20 protein-coding genes are annotated in these 21,060 nt (G+C 44.7%); 14 read left to right on the forward strand and 6 right to left on the reverse strand.

Annotated features, from left to right (window positions below):
• Positions 1-41: 41 nt before the first annotated feature.
• The 3 genes from QY309_03945 to ric all read right to left on the reverse strand — a co-directional run bounded on the left by QY309_03945 (position 42) and on the right by ric (position 3,433).
• The gene (locus tag QY309_03945; GenBank protein WKZ60631.1) at positions 42-668 is read right to left on the reverse strand and encodes a Crp/Fnr family transcriptional regulator; all 627 of its coding nucleotides are present in this window, start codon (positions 666-668) and stop codon (positions 42-44) included.
• A 175-nt stretch (positions 669-843) separates the two neighbouring features.
• The gene (locus tag QY309_03950) at positions 844-2,694 is read right to left on the reverse strand and encodes a hypothetical protein (GenBank protein ID WKZ60632.1); all 1,851 of its coding nucleotides are present in this window, start codon (positions 2,692-2,694) and stop codon (positions 844-846) included.
• A 1-nt stretch (position 2,695) separates the two neighbouring features.
• On the reverse strand, positions 2,696-3,433 hold the full coding sequence (ric, locus tag QY309_03955; protein ID WKZ60633.1) for an iron-sulfur cluster repair di-iron protein: 738 nt from the start codon (positions 3,431-3,433) through the stop codon (positions 2,696-2,698).
• A gap of 160 nt (positions 3,434-3,593) precedes the next feature.
• Here ric and QY309_03960 point away from each other — a divergent pair, with 160 nt between their 5' ends.
• The 5 genes from QY309_03960 (at position 3,594) to QY309_03980 (ending at position 8,136) form a co-directional block, all read left to right on the forward strand.
• On the forward strand, positions 3,594-4,064 hold the full coding sequence (locus tag QY309_03960) for a DUF456 domain-containing protein (GenBank protein WKZ60634.1): 471 nt from the start codon (positions 3,594-3,596) through the stop codon (positions 4,062-4,064).
• 64 nt (positions 4,065-4,128) lie between these two features.
• Positions 4,129-4,611 (forward strand): nuclear transport factor 2 family protein, encoded by a 483-nt coding sequence (locus QY309_03965; GenBank protein ID WKZ60635.1) that lies wholly within the window; start codon positions 4,129-4,131, stop codon positions 4,609-4,611.
• Positions 4,612-4,631: 20 nt separating this feature from the next.
• Complete coding sequence (locus QY309_03970) at positions 4,632-5,555, forward strand: DUF6268 family outer membrane beta-barrel protein (GenBank protein WKZ60636.1); 924 nt, start codon at positions 4,632-4,634, stop codon at positions 5,553-5,555.
• Between the two features lie 61 nt (positions 5,556-5,616).
• Positions 5,617-6,918: an amino acid permease gene (locus QY309_03975; protein WKZ60637.1), complete on the forward strand. Its 1,302-nt coding sequence runs from the start codon at positions 5,617-5,619 to the stop codon at positions 6,916-6,918.
• A 135-nt stretch (positions 6,919-7,053) separates the two neighbouring features.
• Positions 7,054-8,136, forward strand: coding sequence for a ketoacyl-ACP synthase III (locus tag QY309_03980; protein WKZ60638.1), 1,083 nt, complete (start codon positions 7,054-7,056; stop codon positions 8,134-8,136).
• Positions 8,137-8,579: 443 nt separating this feature from the next.
• Here QY309_03980 and QY309_03985 read toward each other — a convergent pair whose 3' ends face one another.
• On the reverse strand, positions 8,580-8,729 hold the full coding sequence (locus QY309_03985) for a hypothetical protein (protein WKZ60639.1): 150 nt from the start codon (positions 8,727-8,729) through the stop codon (positions 8,580-8,582).
• 9 nt (positions 8,730-8,738) lie between these two features.
• The gene (locus tag QY309_03990) at positions 8,739-9,440 is read right to left on the reverse strand and encodes a hypothetical protein (protein ID WKZ60640.1); all 702 of its coding nucleotides are present in this window, start codon (positions 9,438-9,440) and stop codon (positions 8,739-8,741) included.
• 178 nt (positions 9,441-9,618) lie between these two features.
• Between QY309_03990 and ccoN the strand changes: the two genes are divergently transcribed.
• The 6 genes from ccoN to QY309_04020 all read left to right on the forward strand — a co-directional run bounded on the left by ccoN (position 9,619) and on the right by QY309_04020 (position 15,513).
• Complete coding sequence (gene ccoN, locus QY309_03995) at positions 9,619-11,757, forward strand: cytochrome-c oxidase, cbb3-type subunit I (GenBank protein WKZ60641.1); 2,139 nt, start codon at positions 9,619-9,621, stop codon at positions 11,755-11,757.
• 3 nt (positions 11,758-11,760) lie between these two features.
• A complete protein-coding gene (locus QY309_04000; GenBank protein WKZ60642.1) occupies positions 11,761-11,964 on the forward strand; it encodes a cytochrome C oxidase Cbb3 in 204 nt (67 codons plus the stop codon).
• On the forward strand, positions 11,961-12,881 hold the full coding sequence (locus QY309_04005; protein ID WKZ60643.1) for a cbb3-type cytochrome c oxidase N-terminal domain-containing protein: 921 nt from the start codon (positions 11,961-11,963) through the stop codon (positions 12,879-12,881). Before QY309_04000 ends, QY309_04005 begins: the two co-directional genes overlap by 4 nt.
• 33 nt (positions 12,882-12,914) lie before the next feature.
• Positions 12,915-14,345 (forward strand): cytochrome c oxidase accessory protein CcoG, encoded by a 1,431-nt coding sequence (ccoG, locus tag QY309_04010; GenBank protein WKZ60644.1) that lies wholly within the window; start codon positions 12,915-12,917, stop codon positions 14,343-14,345.
• A gap of 62 nt (positions 14,346-14,407) precedes the next feature.
• A complete protein-coding gene (locus tag QY309_04015; protein WKZ60645.1) occupies positions 14,408-14,839 on the forward strand; it encodes a FixH family protein in 432 nt (143 codons plus the stop codon).
• Positions 14,839-15,513, forward strand: a complete 675-nt coding sequence (locus tag QY309_04020; protein WKZ60646.1) for a sulfite exporter TauE/SafE family protein — start codon at positions 14,839-14,841, stop codon at positions 15,511-15,513. Before QY309_04015 ends, QY309_04020 begins: the two co-directional genes overlap by 1 nt.
• Here QY309_04020 and QY309_04025 read toward each other — a convergent pair.
• A complete protein-coding gene (locus tag QY309_04025; GenBank protein WKZ60647.1) occupies positions 15,506-16,390 on the reverse strand; it encodes an AraC family transcriptional regulator in 885 nt (294 codons plus the stop codon). The genes QY309_04020 and QY309_04025 overlap by 8 nt on opposite strands.
• Before the next feature lie 196 nt (positions 16,391-16,586).
• Here QY309_04025 and QY309_04030 point away from each other — a divergent pair, with 196 nt between their 5' ends.
• The 3 genes from QY309_04030 (at position 16,587) to QY309_04040 (ending at position 21,060) form a co-directional block, all read left to right on the forward strand.
• Positions 16,587-18,824 (forward strand): TonB-dependent receptor, encoded by a 2,238-nt coding sequence (locus QY309_04030; protein WKZ60648.1) that lies wholly within the window; start codon positions 16,587-16,589, stop codon positions 18,822-18,824.
• A gap of 35 nt (positions 18,825-18,859) precedes the next feature.
• On the forward strand, positions 18,860-20,272 hold the full coding sequence (locus QY309_04035) for an HmuY family protein (protein ID WKZ60649.1): 1,413 nt from the start codon (positions 18,860-18,862) through the stop codon (positions 20,270-20,272).
• A gap of 92 nt (positions 20,273-20,364) precedes the next feature.
• Positions 20,365-21,060 (forward strand): hypothetical protein, encoded by a 696-nt coding sequence (locus QY309_04040; protein ID WKZ60650.1) that lies wholly within the window; start codon positions 20,365-20,367, stop codon positions 21,058-21,060.

Below are 21,060 nucleotides of genomic sequence, written 5' to 3' on the forward strand. Positions count from 1 at the left end.
AAATATCCCAACATCGCAACGCCAACTCTTTACGGTAATACTTAAAATAGAATTTTATGCCCCTCCAGCTTTAGTTTTCCACCTTGCTCCATTTTTTTTACAGTGCGGATTACCGTTTCCACGCGCAGGCTGGTCATGTCGGCTAGTTGCTGGCGGGTGTAGGGAATGATGATTTTGGTGCCGTTACCATCAGGCTGGATTTTAGATTTCAGGTAGGTTAAAATGGTGGTAAGCCGGTGCTCGGGTGTGTGGGAGGAAATCTCCGTAAGGATCATGGATTTGTACTGAAGCCGGTTGCAGAGTACGTGGTTCAGCTTCAGGTGAATGTCGAAGTTGTGTTTGAGTAATTCCAGAAAATCAGGTTTGGCTAACCGCCACACTTTGCCGGGCGTAAGGGCAATGGCTGTGCTGGGGTAGGGGAAGTTGCCAAACAACGGGGGTTCACCAAAGCTTTCGCCCGCATGAAAAATGCCCTGCGTAAATTCCTGCCCTTCGTGATTGAGGATATACATGCGCACTTCGCCTTCTTCTACTTGGAAATAGTCGTTGGCCGGGGTGCCTTCTTCAAACAGCACCTGGTCTTTGCGCATGCGCACCAATCGCGCCTTGTATTGCTCCAGAAGTTTAGCAGGAATCAACTTTTTCTTTTTTGCAGGAAAAGTAGGCATAGCCGGGAATTAAATTCCTGATGAATGTCAGTTAAAAAGTTGTGTTGTGGCCTTGTATACTAAACTTTCTGAAGCCTCAGCGATTTCTGCGTATTTCTCTGTGGCTCTCTGCGGTAGAAAATTTAAAACCGCAGAGGGCGCTGAGAAATTTACGCGGAGGGCCGCAGAGTTTTCCTTAAACTACCTGGCACGCACCGCCTGCACAAGCTGCTTCGGCTTTGTGGTCGGTTTCGTCATCGGTTTCGTACACGTTTTTCAGGTCGATGGTTTTCAGGCTCTTCTCCAGTTCTCTGAATTTTTCTTCGGTGATGTCTTCAAACGGTGCCTGCTTGTAGTTGCCGGTATCGTAGGGCAATACGCTTAAACCATTGTACGAAGCTTTGTTTTCCCACATCCATTCGCCTACGCGTTCCCAATCCCCATCTTCAATGGAAACCGTAGCTGAAACATTATTGGCGTTGCTGCCTCTGCGGAAACCTTTGCGTACCCATTCTTCATTGAATTTTTTGATGCGTTCCAGTAAGTCCATCACATTTTCGGTTCGCAGTATACTTCCCTCAGGTGCTTTTTGTGGTATGCAGATGATGGCCTGTTTGCTGTTGAGCAAATCATCTTCCAATAATTCAGGATGCGCAATGCGCAGGTATTCATACAGCGCTTCATTTTTCCCGATGCGTATGCGCCTGATGTAATAATCATTATGCCAGGCATGAATACCGGATGATGTGCCCAACACCAATGATGAAGTACCAGAAGGTTTAATGGTGGTTGTGCGTGCGGCAAACTGTATCCCGATCTTAGCCGAAACTTCCAGGTTCACGCGCTTTACTTCCTGTGCTGCCTCATTCAAGTCAAGTTTTTGTACGGCACCGCTGGCAATGCCGGTCATGCCTACACCAATCAGGGCATCCTGCTCAGTGGTATTCTTCCACACTTCGCGCAGGTAGTGAAAGTTGGTGAAGCCAGCCTGTAACGTGCCGAGGTAGGCAGCCGCACGTGCACGGGCGTTGAGTTCGTCTTGTGAATACACATCCGATACGTTCACTTCGCACAGGTTACAAAACTGAAACGGCCGAAGGGCAATTTCACAGCAGGGATTGGTACCCCAGTCTACATCGTTGGTAAAATAAAAACCGGGCTCGCCTGAGCCTGACAGTTCAATCTTCTTCCACAAGTCGAAGAATTCTTCACGCGAAATGTTGTCGCGCTGCAGCACTACGCTGTTGTTAGCGCGACCGCGTTGTTCGTTCAGTTCCCACCAGTTGCCGTACTTGCAGGTGAGCATTTCTTCATCGCCATGTGAGAAGAGCGCAATCATCGCTGACCTTCGGATACCACCAGCCAACACCGCGTTGGCGAGGTGGCACATCAAATCATGACATTCAAGTGGCGTGAGTTTTTCACCGTTTTCTTTTCGGTCGAGTAAGGCCTGCACGTGTGCAATACAAATCTTGAGGGGTTCCGGTCCCGGTGCTTTTCCACCAGCCGTTACCAATCGTGCTCCCTTTGGGCGGATGTCGGAGTAATCAAAATCAGGAATGTATTCGCTGATGCCGAAGTAGCCTTTCAGTAAGACTTTTACCGCATCGGCCCAGCCTTCGAGGCTATCGCCAATTAAAAACCTTCTGCGCTTTTCTGCTTTTTGTATGGGCGGAAGTTTATCAACGTGGTGATACTGTACGGAATAACCAACACCGGTTCCACCCAACAGCAAGAACATCGTTTCCGAAAATGCACGAATGTCATCTACCGGAAGGTAAGCACAATTGTAAATGCGCGAGTTGTTTCGGGCGATGGCAGTGCCGGCAAACTGCATGGCACGCATGGAGGGCAATACTTTTTTCTGCCGAACCCATTTCATCACGTCAATAATTTCTTCGTATTGAAATGGATACTTCTCCGCCATCATGTGCTGGTAGCGATCACAGATTTCATCCCACGTTTCCCTGCGCTTTAGCTCGGGCAGGTAACGCGCATATTTCATGTAGATGATGATGTCGCTAAGTATTTCCTGATTCAGTTGCATATCAGTTTACAGAGTAAGCAGTTGCCAAACGTTCTTTTACTTTTGCAAACAATACGTTGTTTTCGAGGTGTATATGTTGCATCAGATCCTGATCGAATTCTTCCAGTCGCCTGTATGTAACGCGGTAAGTAGGGCACGCAGAAGCGGGAGGTGTGTAGCTGCTGGTAAGGGTTCTGATTTTTTTGATCAGGTTGCCAGCGTGGTCGTGTTCGTCTTCCATGACCTTCATGGGGGCCATCAGGTGCGAGGGTATGGGTGTTGCGTCAACGGGAATACGGGTTTCTTCATACAAGCGTTTAATGGCAGGGAAAAGCACCACTTCTTCTTTTTCCATGTGCAGCAACAGTTCTTCAGCAAGTTCAGTGAAGGTATCGCGCAGGGTTAGCAAGTAGGTGTCACGATCACCGTGTGCTTCGCATACTTTGGCAATCAGCTCGTAAAGTTGTGGAATGCTTCTGCGTACAAAGCCGTGATGGTGTTGCACGATGAAATCGGCCAGCAGGGTAGGCTCCCACGTATCGAAGCGAATGGTGCCAGGCATGCTGTTGGTTTCAGAGCTGAAAAGCTCCGTCATAACCTTATCCGGATTTACACCGGCTTTTTCACAGGCTTCCCGAAAAGGCCTTTTTCCGCCACAGCAAAAATCAATTTGGTATTTATTGAAGACATGTGCAGCTGAAGGGTGTTGAAGTGCTATTTCCGCTACAGTCATTTGATCGAAATTCATGGTTGTATTCATGGTTATTTATATGATTGGTGAGCTTAAAACTAGGCCCATTAAAAGTAGCGCGCTATGACTTCAATCATACTTGAAAGCGATTTTTAGCCCTCAGGGTTGGGAAGCTTCAGCTGAAGGGGACAATAAGAGAATGCTGTTATTTTCGTAAGTTCGTAACCCTATGGATTTACTTTGGACGGTTATTGCCTCGTGTTTCATGATTGCCGGTATTGTTGGCAGCGTGGTTCCGTTTTTGCCAGGGCCACCGTTGAGTTATGTTGGAATGCTCATACTGCAGTTGCGTGAAACAACAGCGTTCAGTACCAAATTTTTGCTCATCTGGTTAGCGATCGTGATTGTAATAGTGGTTCTCGATTACCTGGTGCCCGTGTATGGAACCAAAAAATTTGGTGGCAGCAAGTACGGCATGTGGGGCTGTACCATTGGGTTGATTGCCGGCTTTTGGTTCGGACCGATTGGCATCATTGCCGGACCATTTGTTGGAGCTTTTGTTGGCGAGTTGCTGGCCAACAATGAATCTGATCGCGCATTGAAAGCTGCGCTGGGTTCCTTTATCGGATTTCTTTTCAGCACTTTATTAAAATTAGTGACCTGCCTCGTGATGGGCTGGTATTTTATTAAGGCGTTGTGATCCCTTGTCTGTGTCAACACAGACAAGGGTAATTGAAATAAAATATCAATCGAACTAAATACCCATGAACGCTAACGAAACCCTCATCCATACCTTCTACTCCAGCTTCCAGCAACTTAATGCCGAGGGCATGAAAGCGTGCTATCATCCGGATGTAAAATTTTCTGATCCAGCTTTTCTGGATTTGAAAGGAAAGGAAGCGGGAGCGATGTGGAGCATGTTGATTGATACCCTGAAGAAAAACCCTGCAGATTGGAAATTGGAATTCAGTAATGTAAAAGCCGATGATCAATTCGGTTCCTGTCGCTGGGAGGCACACTATACATTTTCGTTAACCGGGAGAAAGGTGCACAACATCATTGATGCAAGGTTTGAGTTTAAAGATGGCAAGATCATCACGCATACCGATACCTTTGATTTTTATCGATGGGCACGCATGGCTTTTGGCATGACCGGTATGTTGTTGGGCTGGACGCCTTTTTTTAAAAAGAAAGTGCAAGCTACGACACGTAAACGATTGGATGGGTTTATGAAACGTAATGGGTAAACTTTTTAAGAGGACATCATATGAAAATCAAATGCATCTTGATTATTTCTGTTTGTTCTTTGTTCAACGCATTGCTTTCTGCACAGTCATCTATTGATATTCTCACCATCGGTGGCGTAGTGGGCATGCCATCAGCATATCAGCAACCACTAAACGGAAAAGCAACAGAAAGTAACTTGTTAGTTAACCTTAAGCTGCCCATTAAATTCAATGAAAAGACAATCTGGTATAACGATTTTACGTATTCCGGATTTAACGTTACCAACGATATTGATGTAAGGCCGACTGAATACCTCACGGCCATGCGCATGCACGGAATCATTTTTCAAACCGGTATCGTGCAAAAAATAAGCGACCGCAATGGTTTTCAATTATTGGCGGTGCCCAGATACATGTCGGATTTTAAAGGAAGCGACAGCAAGAGTTGGCAGTTAGGGGCCATTGCTTTATTTGAGCACCGCAACCACGAACGGTTGGTGACTCGCTATGGCTTTCTGTACAACCATGAATTATTTGGCCCGCTGCTCGTGCCGTTGTTTTATCTCGATTGGCAACTGAATGATAATTGGAGTATCACAGGTTTGGTGCCGATCAACCTTAAGGTTAGCTACAGAGTAAATGAATCGCTGACGACCGGTTTCAGTCATTTTGGATTCATCACTACCTATCGAATTGGGCAGGAGGAATTTAAAACCGATTACATTGAACGCAACAGCATTGATGAGGCATTGTTTGCACGTTGGAATACACATGGTAACTTTTTTATTGAAACGCGTATCGGGTATTCGTTAAGTCGGGTGTATGAACAATACAACGCTAACGAAAAAATGGATCTCCGATTAAGCATTGTGCGTTTTGGTGATGATCGTGCACCTCAGAACGTAAACTTTGATAATGGACTGATTGCTTCTGTACGGTTGGTGTATAGCCTGCCGTTGAAATGATTGTATTCCCTTTAGCAATTCTGATTTTAATTGGCTTTCTTGATGATTACTAAACTGATCGATGAACAGCAGTCATCCCGATGAAGGCCTGAAACGTGTGGTAGGTGTTCGCACACTTGCCATCAATGCGGTAAACATGACCATCGGAGCGGGAATTTTTGCCTTGCCCGCGTTGGTAGCAGCCGAAATTGGCGCTTCGGCTTTTCTGGCATACTTCGTTTGTACGTTGTTGCTGGGTTTGGTGCTGCTATGCTTTGTAGAAGTGGGCACAAAAATCTCAACCTCGGGCGGTGCATACGCTTACATTGAAGAAGCATTTGGCCCGCTGGCTGGGTTTTTAACGAATACCATTTTTTGGTTGGGGTTCACAGCGTTGGCAAATGCAGCGGTAGCCAACGTTATGGCCGACAACCTGGCCATCTTTTTTCCGAAACTTGGCGAACCTGTTTTTCGCGCACTCTTTCTTATTGCTGTATTTGGAGGGTTGAGTTGGCTCAACGTTCAGGGCAGCAAAGAGAGCACTACGTTTGTGAATGTAGTAACGGTATTAAAACTCATTCCGTTGTTGTTGCTTATTGTCTTTGGTTTTGCTCATATGCAAACTGAAAATCTTCAGGTAACGGCATGGCCTTCGGTGCAACAATTAGGTGAAGCATCATTGATTTTGTTTTTTGCTTTTGGTGGTGGCGCAGAAGCAACCTTGTCGGCATCAGGTGAGATAAAGAATCCGACCTACACCATACCGCGTGGTTTTCTTTTAGGTGTTTTGGTTGTATTCCTTTTTTACCTGGCGATACAATTAGTGGCTCAAGGTGTGTTGGGCGATGCACTGGCAGCTGAAAAAGAGGCGCCTTTAGGTGCAGTCGCCTCAATTGTTTTTGGAAAGCAGGGACTCTCGTTTATGGCTCTGGCGGCTGCGGTTTCTTGTTTTGGACTGATCAGTGGCGATATGTTTGTGTCTTCGCGTGTTCCATATGCAGCAGCACGCGATGGATTGCTGCCTTCATTTTTGGCAAAGATTCACCCGAAGTTCTCTACACCTTACTTTTCTATTGTACTCTATGCTTCCGTTAGTTTTCTGTATGCGATCTCAGGCGGATTCAGGCAATTGGCCATCCTGTCGAGCGCGTCAATTTTGTTGATTTATGTTGGTGTAATTGCTGCTACAATAAAATTGCGAAGCCGAAAAGTTGAAGGGGCTTATGTAAATCCGGGTGGATTGCTCATTCCTGTACTGGCCTTAATGGCTACGGGTTGGTTTTTATCAAACCTGGCATGGAAAGAAATTGTAGCGGTGATTATTTTTCTGGCATTTTTCAGCATTGTCTATTATATCATGAAATCTTTTCAGAAAAAGCAGTAAGCTCTTTCAAACATTCTACGATTGCGCCTCAAATTCAATCGCTAACAACTGTTTGTTCTTTTCTTTTATAACATCGGTGATTTACGTCAGTATAATCCGCAATGAATTGCGCTACCTTTGTGGTGACAATAACCTATGCAAGAACAACTTTATTCGATTATCACCGGTTCAGGTCGGTATATTCCCACACAGCGCATTACCAATTCTGATTTTCTGAATCACACATTTTATGAGGCTGATGGAAAGCGGTTAACGCGCTCCAACGAAGAGATCATTCAAAAGTTTAGCGAAATAACCGGCATACTGGAGCGGAGATACGTTACGGATGATCTGGTCGCTTCGGATATCGGTTACCTGGCTGCACTTGATGCGCTCAATTCATCGCACAGCGATGGTGAAACACTCGATTATATAATTGTGGCACATAATTTTGGCGATGTGCCTGCTGATAATCGTAGAAGTGATCTCGTGCCTGCCCTGGCTTCACGCGTAAAAATGAAATTGGGAATCAAGAATCCGGAAACGGTATGTTATGATTTGCCTTTTGGTTGTGCGGGTTGGTTGCAAGGTGTGATTCAAGCTGACTTTTACATCAAATCGGGAATGGCGAAGAAGGTGATGGTGATTGGTACAGAAACACTTTCGCGCATTTGTGATCCGCACGATCGCGACAGCATGATTTATGCAGATGGGGCAGGTGCTGTAATTCTGGAAGTGAAACGCAGTGAAACACCGGTTGGCATTCTGGCACATCACTCTCAAACCAATGCGGGTGAGTATACTTACGTGCTGAAGATGGAGCCTTCCTACAATCCCGATTACAAGGGTGATGATTTGTTTTTAAAAATGCGCGGACGCACCTTATATGAGCATGCACTAAAAGCTGTGCCGGCTGTGGTAAAGGCAAGTCTGGAAAAAGCAGAAATTCCTATTACAGATGTTAAAAAAGTTTTCATTCACCAGGCCAACACCAAAATGGATGATGCCATTTTGAAGCGGTTGTTTGAGGCATACGGAGTAGAAACTCCAGAAGGCATAATGCCCATGTGTATTTCCTGGCTGGGCAACAGTTCGGTGGCAACCGTGCCTACGCTTTATGATCTGGTAAGCAAGGGTGATATGCCTGAACATCAGTTAATCAAAGGAAGCGTGATTGTATTTGCAGCGGTGGGAGCGGGGGTAAACATCAACGCGGTTGTTTATCGAATTCCAGAATAATTTTAAGTAAGACGTTTGACGAGCTTTGCGTAGGATTTGACTTGGCGAGCTTTGCGCGAAACGGCCTAGTAAATATGGCATAAAAAAAACGGGAAAGTCAATTGCTTGATTTTCCCGTTTTCGTTACACATAAGCCGTAGCCCATGTATAGCGCTAAGGTTAACCCTTGCCAGTGTAAAACTGCCCCAACTTTCCTTCGAAAGCCTTGCTCGGTTTCATGTCACACCAGGTTTTCCTTGCGGACGCCTTCTTGTGAACACAATCTTCCCGCACCGGATTTTTTGTTCCCTGTTTTCCGTAGAAAACCGGTTTTTGTTTTCCGGTGTTGGTCGATCACCCTGTCAATGTTCGACTTAGTGATATGAAAGTACTTGCTTGATTTATGTCTACAAAATAATTACTCAAAAAGTAGTCAACAACTTATCAACCGGGTTATGCACATTTTATTCTGAGCGTTTTTTCCTGCGCCAGTAGATGTAAGCGGCTATCATGATGATAGGCAAAACAATATATAAAATGATATCCGTTGTTGAAGTAAGGTCAATGGGTGTGCTTTGGTTGGGAATGTCTTGCGGAATTTGAATAAAAATCATGATACTGGGTTAGTTCGAATGAATATAGGGATACTCCCGATATGTTTCCTGAATAATTTTTCCATCAAAGAAATAGAATTCAACAGTTCGTTTTTTGTTTGGTCGTGGTAGTTTGATTTGATAGACTTTGTGATGATCCACAATTGGAAAATATTTTATAGTATCTCCATCTTTAAAGAAATACACTTCACGAACCAACGTATCATAATAATACAAAGCCGAGCGAAATTGTTCACCTGAAGGGTAATAACTTTCAGAATTCTGATGCTTTAGTCCGTTTTTAATAAGGCTTTCTGCTGCTTTTGGACCGTGGTAATAGTAGTCAACTTTGAGGCTGTAACCAGCTTGGTCATGAGGATGTATTTCTGTTTTGAAAAGTGATTGGGTATCTGTGAAGGGTGATTTCTTTTTTACGGTAAAATCAAATGAAATAATCACCCAGATCACTGCAACAACAAATGTAGCGAGAACCGTCAGTGCAATTGCTTTGATGATTTTTTCTTGAATAATATTGCGGTGTACCTTTTTGCGTACTCGCTCTCTTAAGGCATCAACATCTACATGTTCATAGCGTAAAGCTTGCCTCTTTATTTCTTCGTTGTAGGCTTCCCGCACTTGTTTCGATTTACTCTTATCAGATTTCTTGAGCAGCCTGCGGTTCTGCTGCATGGTATCGTTCATCTGCTTTAGAAAGCCGCCCATCATTCCCATATCGCTGTGTGTTTATGGATTCTATTAGTATATACGGGGTAAGGAGCAGAGGTGATGCCCGTACCAAATAAAAACCTGACAAAAATCAGGTTACCGAATAATGGAAATCAGGAGCGACTTTTTCTTGAAAACCTACTTTTATCGCGTTAAATTCAAGGAAACGTATTACACCTAGCCTATGGAACTCCAAAAATTCAGTTACGACAACAAAATCGTTAAGGCCTTTATCATCGCCACCGTGGTTTTTGGCCTGGTGGGCATGCTGGTAGGGCTTACAGCTGCTATTCAGTTGTTTTATCCTCTATTCAATTTTGATTTACAGTACACAACATTTGGTCGCATTCGGCCCCTGCATACCAATGCCATCATTTTTGCCTTTGTAGGCAATGCCATGTTTGCGGGGGTGTATTATTCCATGCAGCGCCTACTCAAAACCCGCATGTTCAGCGACATGCTTAGCTGGATTCACTTCTGGGGCTGGCAACTGATTATTCTGGCGGCAGCTATCTCATTACCCTTAGGTTATACAACTTCAAAGGAATATGCCGAACTGGAATGGCCCATCGATATCGCCATCACCATTATTTGGGTGGTGTTTGGCTGGAACATGATTGGTACCATTCTGCGCAGAAGAGAGAAACACATGTATGTGGCTATTTGGTTCTACATCGCCACATTTGTAACCGTAGCGGTATTGCACATTGTTAATTCGTTTGAAATTCCGGTTAGCTTTATGAAGAGCTACTCGTGGTATGCCGGAGTGCAGGATGCACTCGTTCAATGGTGGTACGGCCACAATGCGGTAGCGTTCTTCTTAACTACTCCGTTCCTCGGCCTGATGTATTACTTCCTGCCGAAGGCGGCTAACCGCCCGGTGTATTCGTACCGGCTTTCAATAGTGCACTTCTGGTCACTCATCTTTATATATATCTGGGCGGGTCCGCACCACTTGTTATATTCCACACTACCCGATTGGGCTCAATCATTAGGTACCGTGTTTTCCATCATGCTCATTGCTCCGTCATGGGGTGGTATGCTAAACGGCCTGTTCACTTTGCGCGGTGCTTGGGACAGGGTGCGTGAAGATCCCGTTTTGAAATTTATGGTGGTGGCCATCACAGCCTATGGTATGGCTACGCTGGAAGGCCCGCTGTTGTCGTTGAAAAACGTTAACGCTATTGCCCACTTTACCGATTGGATTGTCGCACACGTGCACGTAGGTGGTTTGGGCTGGAATGGTTTCCTCATTTTTGGTATTCTGTATTGGGTAGTGCCACGCATGTGGGGTACATCGTTGTACTCAACTAAACTGGCTAATGTCCATTTCTGGATCGGAACGTTGGGTATCATTTTCTATGCGCTGCCCCTGTATATCGCGGGTGTGGTGCAAAGCTTAATGTGGAAAGAATTTAATCCTGAAGGTTTCCTGGTGTACAAAAACTTTTTGGAGACAACCGTTCAGATTTTACCGATGTATATGTTGCGCGCCATTGGTGGTGGATTGTACCTGACTGGTGCGATCATCATGACGTACAACCTGATCAAAACTGCTTACGCAGGAAGTTTCATCGCCAATGAACCTGCTGAAGCGGCACCACTTGTAAAAACAGAAACTTCTTCAGGTGGAGGTTGGCACCATGTGTTGGAAAGCAAGCCCATCATGTTCTCTGTGCTTACGCTGATCGCCATTTTAATTGGCGGTATTGTAGAGATGGTTCCGGCATTCCTGATCAAATCAAATGTACCTACCATTGCCAGTGTAAAACCATACACACCGCTTGAATTGCATGGCCGCGATATTTATATACGCGAAGGTTGCGTAGGCTGTCATTCACAATTGGTGCGTCCGTTCCGTTCGGAAGTCGAGCGCTACGATCCGATAGGCGGAGAGTACAGCAAGTCGGGTGAATATGTTTACGATCACCCATTCCTGTGGGGATCAAAGCGTACCGGTCCGGATTTGCAGCGCGTAGGTGGTAAGTATTCCGATAGCTGGCATTACAATCACATGTTAGCACCTGATGCGGTTTCCACTGGTTCGATTATGCCTGCTTATCCGTGGTTGTTCGAACAATCACTCGACCTGGGCCAAACGCCTGCGAAGATTAAAGCACTTCGGAAAATCGGAGTGCCTTATGAAGAGGGTTACGAAGCCATTGCCAATGAGCACCTGCTCATCCAGGCCAGAAGAATTTCTGAAAACCTTCAGTTGGAAGGAATTGAAGTGGCACCTGAAACCGAAATCGTTGCCATGATAGCCTATCTCCAGCGATTAGGAAAGGATATCAAAGAATCTAAAACCGCAGAAAACAAGTAAGTCATGTATAAAAGCGTATTACAAGGTATCGATAACATCGCCATCTGGCCGATCATATCGCTGTCTATATTCTTTATCTTCTTCCTGATGTTGTTGTGGTGGGTGTTTACCGTGGATAAGAAATTTATCAGGCGAATGGAGAACCTGCCGTTTGATCAGGCAGACAAGACCATTGATCAACAAACCCTTACGAATCAAAGCCTATGAAAACGTTTAGTTTAATTCTTTCCTTCATGGTATTAAGCATTGCTGCGCTGGCGCAAGATGTTGCTCCCGAATCCGGTTTCTGGAAAGATCCGTTTGCCGATCCGATGTTTCCGCTTTACCTGGTGATAGGTTTTGTTTTCGTTACCGCCATCTTGGTTATACTGGTAGCGTTGTACATGCTGCAGGTGCTGAATATGTTCATCCGTAAGGCTGCAGAAGAACGCGCTGAAAAGTTGGGCATTACTTACGCACCTGAACCTGGCTACTGGTCGAAGTTTTGGGATTGGATTAATGGCTTTCGTTCAAAAGAGGAAGAGAAGGATCTCATGCTCGAGCATAATTATGACGGCATCCGCGAACTGGACAACCACATGCCGCCCTGGTGGAAATGGTTATTCTATGCTACCATTATTTGGGGTATTGGCTACCTGATTGTGTATCACGTAACGGATAGCTTGCCTTTGAGTGATGATGAATATGCCGCCTCGGTTGAAAAAGCTGCTGAACAAAAGGCCAAATTGCTGGCAGCAAATCCGCCTGCGGTTATTGATGAAAAAACACTCAGTTATGTTCATGATGAGGAGATCATCAAAAAAGGCCGCACGATTTATGTTACCAACTGTGCATCATGCCATATGCCGGATGGGCAAGGAAGCATTGGTCCTAACCTGGTTGATGATTACTGGCTTCATGGTGGAAGCATACAAGATATTTATGCTGTAATTAAAAATGGAGTTCAGGAGAAGGGAATGATTCCGTGGGGCCCGGTGTTATCACCTGAGCAGATTCGTGATGTATCGTTCTATATTAAAAGTATAAAGGGTACTAATCCGGCTAACCCGAAAGCACCGCAAGGTGAGTTGTATGTGGAGGAGGAGCCAGTACCCGCGGATACCGTGAAAGCTGCGGGATCTTAATAATAATTGTGAGGCGTTGTTAATTGTAAAAAGGTGAGTCAAGCCACTGAAAACCTTTATCAATACGATGAAGAATTCCGAAATACCCTGGGCACGGTTGATGAAAAAGGCAAGCGTGTTTGGGTATATCCAAAAAAGCCCGGTGGAGCGTACCATCGGGCGCGTATTGCTGTAACCATTGTTTTGCTGGCCATTTTCTTTGCCGGACCATTTATTAAAATTGGTGGCCAGCCGTTTTTGTTACTCAATATTTTCGAGCGCAGGTTCGTTATTCTAGGTCAGGCATTTTGGCCGCAAGATTTTTTTCTGCTTGCTGTAACGTTGATTACCTTCTTCGTCTTCATCATTCTGTTCACCGTTGTGTTTGGCCGCGTATGGTGTGGGTGGGCTTGCCCGCAAACGTTGTTCATGGAAATGGTTTTCCGGAAAATTGAATATTGGATTGAAGGTGACGCCAATCAGCAACGAAAATTAAACCAGGCATCGTGGTCGGGTGAGAAGATTTTCAAAAAGGGGCTGAAGCAGTTTATTTTTATTATCATTTCGATTGTTATTTCGCATACAGCAATGGCCTACCTAATTGGCATTGAGGAAGTAAAAGTAATTGTGTCGCAACCCCCAACCGAGAACATGGCTGGATTCATCGGATTGGTGGCTTTTACCGGTATCTTCTATTTTGTTTTTGCCTGGTTTCGCGAACAGGCTTGCGTAGCAGTTTGTCCGTATGGAAGATTGCAGGGCGTATTGCTGGACAAAAACTCAATAGTAGTAGCATACGATTGGCTTCGCGGTGAACCACGCGGTAAGCTGAAGAAGGGTATAGTAGACACAACCAAGGGCGATTGCGTGGATTGTAAGCTCTGTGTGCACGTTTGTCCTACCGGGATTGATATTCGCAACGGCACACAGCTGGATTGTGTAAACTGCACAGCCTGTATTGATGCATGTGATGAGGTGATGGTGAAAGTAGGTAAACCGAAAGGGTTGATCCGCTATGCTTCATACAACTCAATTAAAGAGGGTATAGCCAAACTCATGACGCCTCGCGTTATCGGGTACTCATTTGTGTTACTGGCCTTGCTTACTTTTTTGTCGTTTATGCTGGCCACTCGTTCCGATGTGGAGACAACGATTCTTAAAGTTCCCGGTACGCTGTATCAACGTGCGGATGACGGAGCCATTACAAACCTGTATAATGTTGAGTTCGTAAATAAAACATTTGAAGACATTGCACTTGAAGTAAAGGCAGAATCGCCTGAAGGTGCCGTGTTAAATAAAGTGGGCGAGCAGCAGGTGGTAGTTCCGGCTGGTGAAATGCTGAAGAGTGTTTACTTCATCCGGATTCCGGCTGAAAAAATTGTAACTGCAAAAACGGTGGTGTTGGTTGGCGTTTATCGAAATGGAGAACGTATCGAAACACTAAAGGTTAAATTTATTGGACCGGTTAAATCAATTAACAATTAGCAGTTAACAATTGTCAACTGTTAATTTTTGTAGGTAGAGATGATAACTAAAATAGGAAGCAAATGAATTGGGGAAAATGGATCATAGTGGCTTTTGTTTTGTTTGCGGCCTTCATCGGTACCATGATTACCATCATGATGAAACAGGACATTGGGCTGGTAACGAAAAATTATTACGCTGAAGACCTGGCTTTTCAGGAGCAGATGGAACGTAAGCAGAATACGGAACAGCTTGAATTGAAACCGGAAGTAACGATCGAACAACGTCAGGTGCTGAAGGTGTATTTTCCTTCGGTAAGTTTTATTGAGTCGGGTGAGGTGAGGCTGGTTCGTCCTTCATCTGAAAAGCTTGATCAGCAGATTAAGCTTCAGGCATCTGCTGATTCTGTGCAGTTGTTTAACCTGAACCCGCTTACACCGGGGCCATATCGGGTAAAGTTGTTATGGAAAGCGGAAGGAAAGGAATTCTATCTGGAAAAACTGATTGTGATTTAATGCTGATAGCTGCTTTCATATTGGGTTTTACCGGTAGCCTGCATTGCATAGGCATGTGTGGCCCCATTGCCATGATGGTGGGCGGCAAGGCGCAACAGCATATATTGGTGTATCGGTTGTTGTACAATATGGGCAGAACGCTTACTTACATAGCGATGGGCGTTGTAGTGGGTTTATTAGGAAAAATAGTTCAGTGGGGCAGTGTGCAGGGCAAAATTTCCATTGGCATGGGCGTGCTGATTTTAGTACTGCTTGCCATTCCTAGAGTACAGACATACTTTTTGCCTTCATTATCAAAAATCGTTTTGCATTTGAAGCAATCCTTCGGCAGGCAGCTTCAATCGAAAAAATTTTCATCGGCTTTATTGACGGGAATATTTAACGGCTTTTTGCCTTGTGGGTTAGTATATGCTGCTCTGGCGATTGCCTTGGTGCAGGCTGATCTTTCTAGTAGTGCGTTGGCGATGGCCTTGTTTGGATTAGGTACCATTCCGGCCATGTTAGCGGCCAGCTATTCGTGGCAAGCCATTCGGAAATTCATTCCCTGGTCGTTTCAGCGCATTCAAACCATTATGCTGGTACTGGTGGCCGTGTTGATGATCTGGCGCGGTCTGTCATCCGAAACCCATTTGTTTCACAGTCATGGGCCGGATGTAATCTGCACACCTAATTAACTTTTTGCATTAAATATTTCTTAGGTGTTATTCCGAATTTCTTTCGGAAGGCGGCAATAAAATGACTCGGGTTGGTATACCCGATCTGAAAAGCCACTTCATTTACCTTGTATTTTCCTGAATCCAGCAACACCCGTGCATGATCAAGTTTGTGATCCAGCAGGTAACCATATACCGTGTTGCCATAAATTTCCTTAAAGCCTGCCTTGAGTTGGTATTCATTAAGCGCAACGGTTTTAGCCAGCGTTTTCAGACTTGGCGGAGCGTCCATGTTTTTTAAAAGATACTCCTTGGCATTTTTGATTTTCCGAACGGTTTCTTCATCGTTCAGAAAAGGACAGGTTTCGGTGTTGGGTTTTTTCTCTGAGAAATAGAGGCTCAGCAATTCAAATACTTTTCCGTGGTAATATAATTCACGCGCACTTTCGCTTAACTGAATAGTAAACAATTGATTCAGCACCACAACCAGGGATGCCGGAATATCACGTTCATCATAAAACTTCCGGTTTACATTTTCAGCCCTTAAAAAAGGAAGGGGTTCGTGGGTAAAAAGTTCGTGTAAACTTTTTAATGGAATAAAAAGGAAAACCATGCGAGTCCCAGGTGACAGGTAAAGGGTAAAGGGCACATCGCCTTCGGGGTTGTAGAAAAAGTAATTTTTTCCACGCTGGATTTCACGGCTGTAGTGCGGGCCAAAGGCGAACCGTGCTGTTCCGTCAAGGCAAAAGTAAAATTGGATGATGCTTTTATGCAGCGTGCCCTCCAATGCATACTCCTGCTCTTCTTTGTTTTGTGCCAGAATCAGCTTGATATCGTCTCGCCCGAACAGGTTAGTAAGCTGCCCGATATGGGTATTTTCGTTTGTAATGGTGCTCATTTAGTAAAGATATGCTTTTTAAAAATGACAATTATCAGGGCCAAAATTGATGTTAAATACCAATTACAGGAGCAAAAATACCAAATTTTGAATTCAAATACCGATCAGAAGCTGCTATGTTACTATTTATACTTTTAAAGGCATTTTTTACTTGTCTCGCAGTTCATATTTGCGCGCACAAAATGGTTTGTGGCGTATGAGAAGCATTTTTTTACTGACCTCTTTTTTTCTGCTGATAATTACGGTTGGCTTTGCCCAGGTTGAGGTAATTCTGAACGATAAAACCACAGGTAAGCCTATAGAAGGTGCAGTTGTCTTTGTTTCGGTTAGAAACAGTGAGCCCTTTGGGCAGGGTATTACAGATGATGCGGGCAGATCAGTGATTAATCCGGCAAACTATCCTGTACGGGTAAGCACCTCGCACATTAGTTACATCTCCACAACTAGAGATGTTACCGGACCTGGTAAAATAACTATATCATTGGAGCCGGGCGCCACCGAACTGGCCGAGGTTGTGGTTACCGGTCAGTTTGAACCGCAGTCGGCACACCAATCTGTTTATCGCGTTCGAACCATTTCATCGGAGCGTATACAAGCTGTGGGATCCACCCGCTTGCAGGATGTACTGAATACAGAGTTGAACATTCGTTTTTCACAAGACCTTGCCTTGGGTGGATCCAACTTAACCATGCAGGGGTTGTCCGGTCAAAATGTAAAAGTATTGATTGATGGCGTGCCCCTGATTGGTCGGCAGGGCACAGGCAACGAAGTAAACATCAACCAAATTAATGTGAACAGCATTGAACGTGTTGAGATTGTTGAAGGTCCTATGTCTGTTGTTTATGGAGCCGATGCGTTAGCCGGAGTAATCAACATCATTACCAAAAAACCTGAAGAGGGAAAATGGAGTGCATCAGTTCGTTTGCATGAAGAAACAGTGGGTAAAGAATATGGATTTAAAACTGGCATCCACAATGAAAGTGTTTCCATCGGCTATTCACACGGAAAGATTTATGCCATGGGTGATTTTGCCCGGAACTACTTTGGTGGATGGCAGGGCAACGCGGCAGACCGAGACAAAGAATGGCATCCGAAAACCCAATGGTTGGGCAGTACAACAGTTGGAGTAAGGAAAGATGACTTTGATGTGTACTACCGGCTCGATTACCTGAACGAAAACATCTACAACCCCGGTTTATTCAGTGGCATTGAAGCACTCGATCAGCGGTACATCACCAATCGATTTATGCACCAGGTACAGGGAAATACAAAACTGGGTGAACGCTGGCGCTACAACGGAGCGCTCTCATTTTCTGATTACAGCCGAAAAGTTCAAACCACAACGGTAAACCGAAATACGGGTGAAGAATTCCTTGCCTTGGATCCTGACTTACAAGATATCACCACCTTTAAAGGATTAACCGCACGCGGAACATTTCTCTTCAAGGCATCCGATCGGTTGTCGTTGCAATCGGGTTATGATATAAATACGGAAAGCGGTAGTGGAGGTAGACTAAAAGAGGGGGTATCTTCCATTGAGGATTACGCACTCTTTTTTTCTGCGGAGTTAAAGCCGGCAACATGGATTAGTGTAAGACCGGGGGTACGGTTTGTTGAAAACACGGCCTATGCAGCACCACCTGCCATACCCTCCATAAACCTGAAAATGGAATGGGGTAACCGGAGTGAGCTCAGGTTGTCGTACGGGAGAGGTTTCCGTGCGCCATCTATCCGCGAGTTGTTTTTCAATTTCTTTGATGCCAGTCATTCCATTGAAGGAAATCCGGAATTGGAAGCTGAATTGTCGCATAGTTATAACGCGGCCTGGACAGTACGTTTAGTACAACAGGAGGGTGTTCAACTGAGCAGTACCGTAACGGGTTTTTACAACGATGTGGACAACATGATTGGCTATGGAGTAAAGCCGGGCAATACCTCTATTACTACCTATATCAATGTTGACAAATTCCGATCGAAGGGATTAACCTGGGTAAATTCCTTAAAACACAAAAACCTGGATGTTACTGCCGGCTTCGGTTATACCGGAAGGTACAATGAGCTGGCTGCTGAGCAGGAGCAAGGCACTGGTTTTGTATGGGCTCCTGAACTGAATTCCTCTATTTCCTATTCACTTTCGCGTTTGCGTTCATCTGTTTCCATTTATTATAAGTATACCGGCAAAACACCATTCTACATTTTTGATGTGGATGGAACCGTTGGCCTGAATGAGGCAGAAGCGTTTCATTGGGCTGATATCAATCTGCAAAAAAATCTATTCAAAAGATTTACCGTCAATGGCGGAATACGAAATGCGTTTGACGTAACGCGCATTACCAACGCTGCTGCCAATGGCGGGCCGGTACATGGTGGCGGAACTTCTCAGCCCATTGGCTATGGCCGGTCTTATTACCTCGGAATCACCTACAAACTTTAATTGAAAACATTTTTAAACTGAATAATTGATTGAATATGAAGAAGCGTAGATTTTTTTTACAAATAGTTGCATTAAGTGTGTTGCTGACTTTCTTTTTCTCGTGTGAGGAAGATCCACAGTTACCAGATAATTTAGTTGCATTTGAATCGGCACAACTTGGGTTTACTGCTGATGAGGGTGAGCTGAGCGTAAATATCAGTCTTTCCCGTGCAGCGGCCGATCAGGGAAGCATTACCGTAAATTTTGAAGCCAATGGAATTGAGTATGGCAATGACTTCACCACCACTCCAGCGGCAACCGGTAATGCCCTCACGATACCTGTGGCAGCCGGGGCTTCACAGGTTTCCTTTACGGTATCAAAAGGTGAAAACGTTTTGTTGGATGGGGATGAATCCGTTACGTTTTCTATTAACAGTGTTGCCAATGGACTTGTAGTGGGTGAAACAACGCAATTGGTTTTGAGTTTTGCTGAGATATTGGCTGAACAAGCCATCATGAACATCAACGGTGGTGGGCCAACCTATCCAAACAAAGTGTTTATTGATTTAAGTGCCAACCGCCAGACTGCGGTTGATCGTACATCGTGGGATTTAGGATTTTATATGGGAGATGATTTTAGGGTTATATTGAATTCATCCGTTACCATGATGGCGCGTGCCTTAGATAAAACCGATTTGAACGCAGTCACCGCTGCGGATACCGTTGATTTGGATGATGTGATGATCGTGGGTGCAAATTCTTCCGTGGAGGCTATGGCGTGGATTGATGATCCGGCAGGGGATCTTACCAAAACGGCCATTGCTTCTGTTTCAGCAACAGCCGCTGAAAACAAAGTATACATTGTCAATCGTGGGGCTTCCAATCCGCCAAGCGATCCGTCTCAACCCATTCCTTCACGCGGCTGGAAAAAGATTCGCATCATTCGCAATGGAAATGGATACACCCTGCAACATGCAGATATTGCCGCCACTACTTTCCAGGAAATTCAAATAACCAAAGACAGTCAACTTAATTTCCAGTACATCAGTTTTGAAAATGGCGTGGTAACGGTTGAGCCGGCAAAAGAGCGCTGGGACATAGCATGGACTGGATTCACCAACTCAACCAATTTCGGTGGTGGTTTTATTCCATATTATTTTCAGGATATCATGCTGCAGAGCAGAAATGGAGTTGAAACGGCTGAACTGTTAATTACCAATGCCGGCATTTATGAAGCATTTGGAGAAGCGAACTTAACAGGTGTTACCTGGTTAACTACGCAGATTGGTATTGGAGCAAAATGGCGGTCAGGTGGTGGCCCGGGTTCGGCACCAGCAGTACGTTCCGATCGTTTTTACCTGGTAAAGGATGTGGATGGAAATATTTACAAGCTTCGTTTCACGGCATTAACACAAAACGGTGAGCGTGGCCGCCCACAGATTGAGTTTGCTTTGGTGAAGAAAGGCTAACATGTAGTGATCACGACCTATCTCAAAATGCAGGAATATCAATCTGTGTTTTGAGGTAGGTTTTTTTATATCAGTTTTATTTAAGAATCAGTATGATTGAATATATACCTATTGTAACCACACTTTTTTCAATTTATTTCCTGATTGTGATTTATAAACATTGGGAAGTGAAGCGCACAAAGTACTTGTTCTGGTGGACGCTCGGTGTGTTTACATTTGGATTCGGTACAGCAACTGAAAGCATTAATGCGCTCTTTGGATGGAGCGAGTTAAATTTCAGGTTGTGGTATATCAGTGGTGCATTGTTGGGTGGATTTCCATTGGCACAAGGTTCGGTTTACCTGCTGATGTCGGAGCGATTCGCCAATCGTAGTGCGTGGGTTGTGTTGGGTATTGTGGCAATCGCTTCCTGTTGTGTGATGCTTTCGCCTATTCAATTACCAGCTGGATTTGATGGAACACTTGCTGGTAAAGTTTTGTCATGGCAATGGGTGCGCTATTTTTCACCCTTTATAAATCTATACTCCTTTATTTTTCTTGTTGGTGGTGCATTTTATTCAGCGATACATTATGCGCGTCAGCCGGATAAGCAGAAGCGTTTTTTGGGAAACATTTTTATCGCAATAGGTGCTTTGCTTCCAGGTATCGGAGGTTCGTTTACGCGTGCAGGATACGTGAATGTGTTATTTGTTACCGAATTAATCGGCTTATTGCTGATCTATGCAGGATACCAGGTAATCAAACGCGACAAATCAGTTTCGATTCACTCCGCTCAGGTAACGGCCTGA

This window comes from Cyclobacteriaceae bacterium (assembly GCA_030584025.1).
In the GTDB taxonomy this organism is placed as follows: domain Bacteria; phylum Bacteroidota; class Bacteroidia; order Cytophagales; family Cyclobacteriaceae; genus UBA2336.

Coding starts and splice junctions, on each gene's coding strand:
- QY309_03950 (WKZ60632.1), bottom strand. CDS start 2,694: ATGCAACTGAATCAGGAAATACTTAGCGACATCATCATCTACATGAAA.
- ccoN (WKZ60641.1), top strand. CDS start 9,619: ATGGAACTCCAAAAATTCAGTTACGACAACAAAATCGTTAAGGCCTTT.
- QY309_04015 (WKZ60645.1), top strand. CDS start 14,408: ATGAATTGGGGAAAATGGATCATAGTGGCTTTTGTTTTGTTTGCGGCC.
- QY309_04020 (WKZ60646.1), top strand. CDS start 14,839: ATGCTGATAGCTGCTTTCATATTGGGTTTTACCGGTAGCCTGCATTGC.
- QY309_04035 (WKZ60649.1), top strand. CDS start 18,860: ATGAAGAAGCGTAGATTTTTTTTACAAATAGTTGCATTAAGTGTGTTG.
- QY309_04025 (WKZ60647.1), bottom strand. CDS start 16,390: ATGAGCACCATTACAAACGAAAATACCCATATCGGGCAGCTTACTAAC.
- QY309_04005 (WKZ60643.1), top strand. CDS start 11,961: ATGAAAACGTTTAGTTTAATTCTTTCCTTCATGGTATTAAGCATTGCT.
- QY309_03970 (WKZ60636.1), top strand. CDS start 4,632: ATGAAAATCAAATGCATCTTGATTATTTCTGTTTGTTCTTTGTTCAAC.
- QY309_04040 (WKZ60650.1), top strand. CDS start 20,365: ATGATTGAATATATACCTATTGTAACCACACTTTTTTCAATTTATTTC.
- QY309_04000 (WKZ60642.1), top strand. CDS start 11,761: ATGTATAAAAGCGTATTACAAGGTATCGATAACATCGCCATCTGGCCG.
- QY309_04030 (WKZ60648.1), top strand. CDS start 16,587: ATGAGAAGCATTTTTTTACTGACCTCTTTTTTTCTGCTGATAATTACG.
- QY309_03945 (WKZ60631.1), bottom strand. CDS start 668: ATGCCTACTTTTCCTGCAAAAAAGAAAAAGTTGATTCCTGCTAAACTT.
- QY309_03985 (WKZ60639.1), bottom strand. CDS start 8,729: ATGATTTTTATTCAAATTCCGCAAGACATTCCCAACCAAAGCACACCC.
- QY309_03990 (WKZ60640.1), bottom strand. CDS start 9,440: ATGGGAATGATGGGCGGCTTTCTAAAGCAGATGAACGATACCATGCAG.
- QY309_03980 (WKZ60638.1), top strand. CDS start 7,054: ATGCAAGAACAACTTTATTCGATTATCACCGGTTCAGGTCGGTATATT.
- QY309_03960 (WKZ60634.1), top strand. CDS start 3,594: ATGGATTTACTTTGGACGGTTATTGCCTCGTGTTTCATGATTGCCGGT.
- ric (WKZ60633.1), bottom strand. CDS start 3,433: ATGAATACAACCATGAATTTCGATCAAATGACTGTAGCGGAAATAGCA.
- QY309_03975 (WKZ60637.1), top strand. CDS start 5,617: ATGAACAGCAGTCATCCCGATGAAGGCCTGAAACGTGTGGTAGGTGTT.
- QY309_03965 (WKZ60635.1), top strand. CDS start 4,129: ATGAACGCTAACGAAACCCTCATCCATACCTTCTACTCCAGCTTCCAG.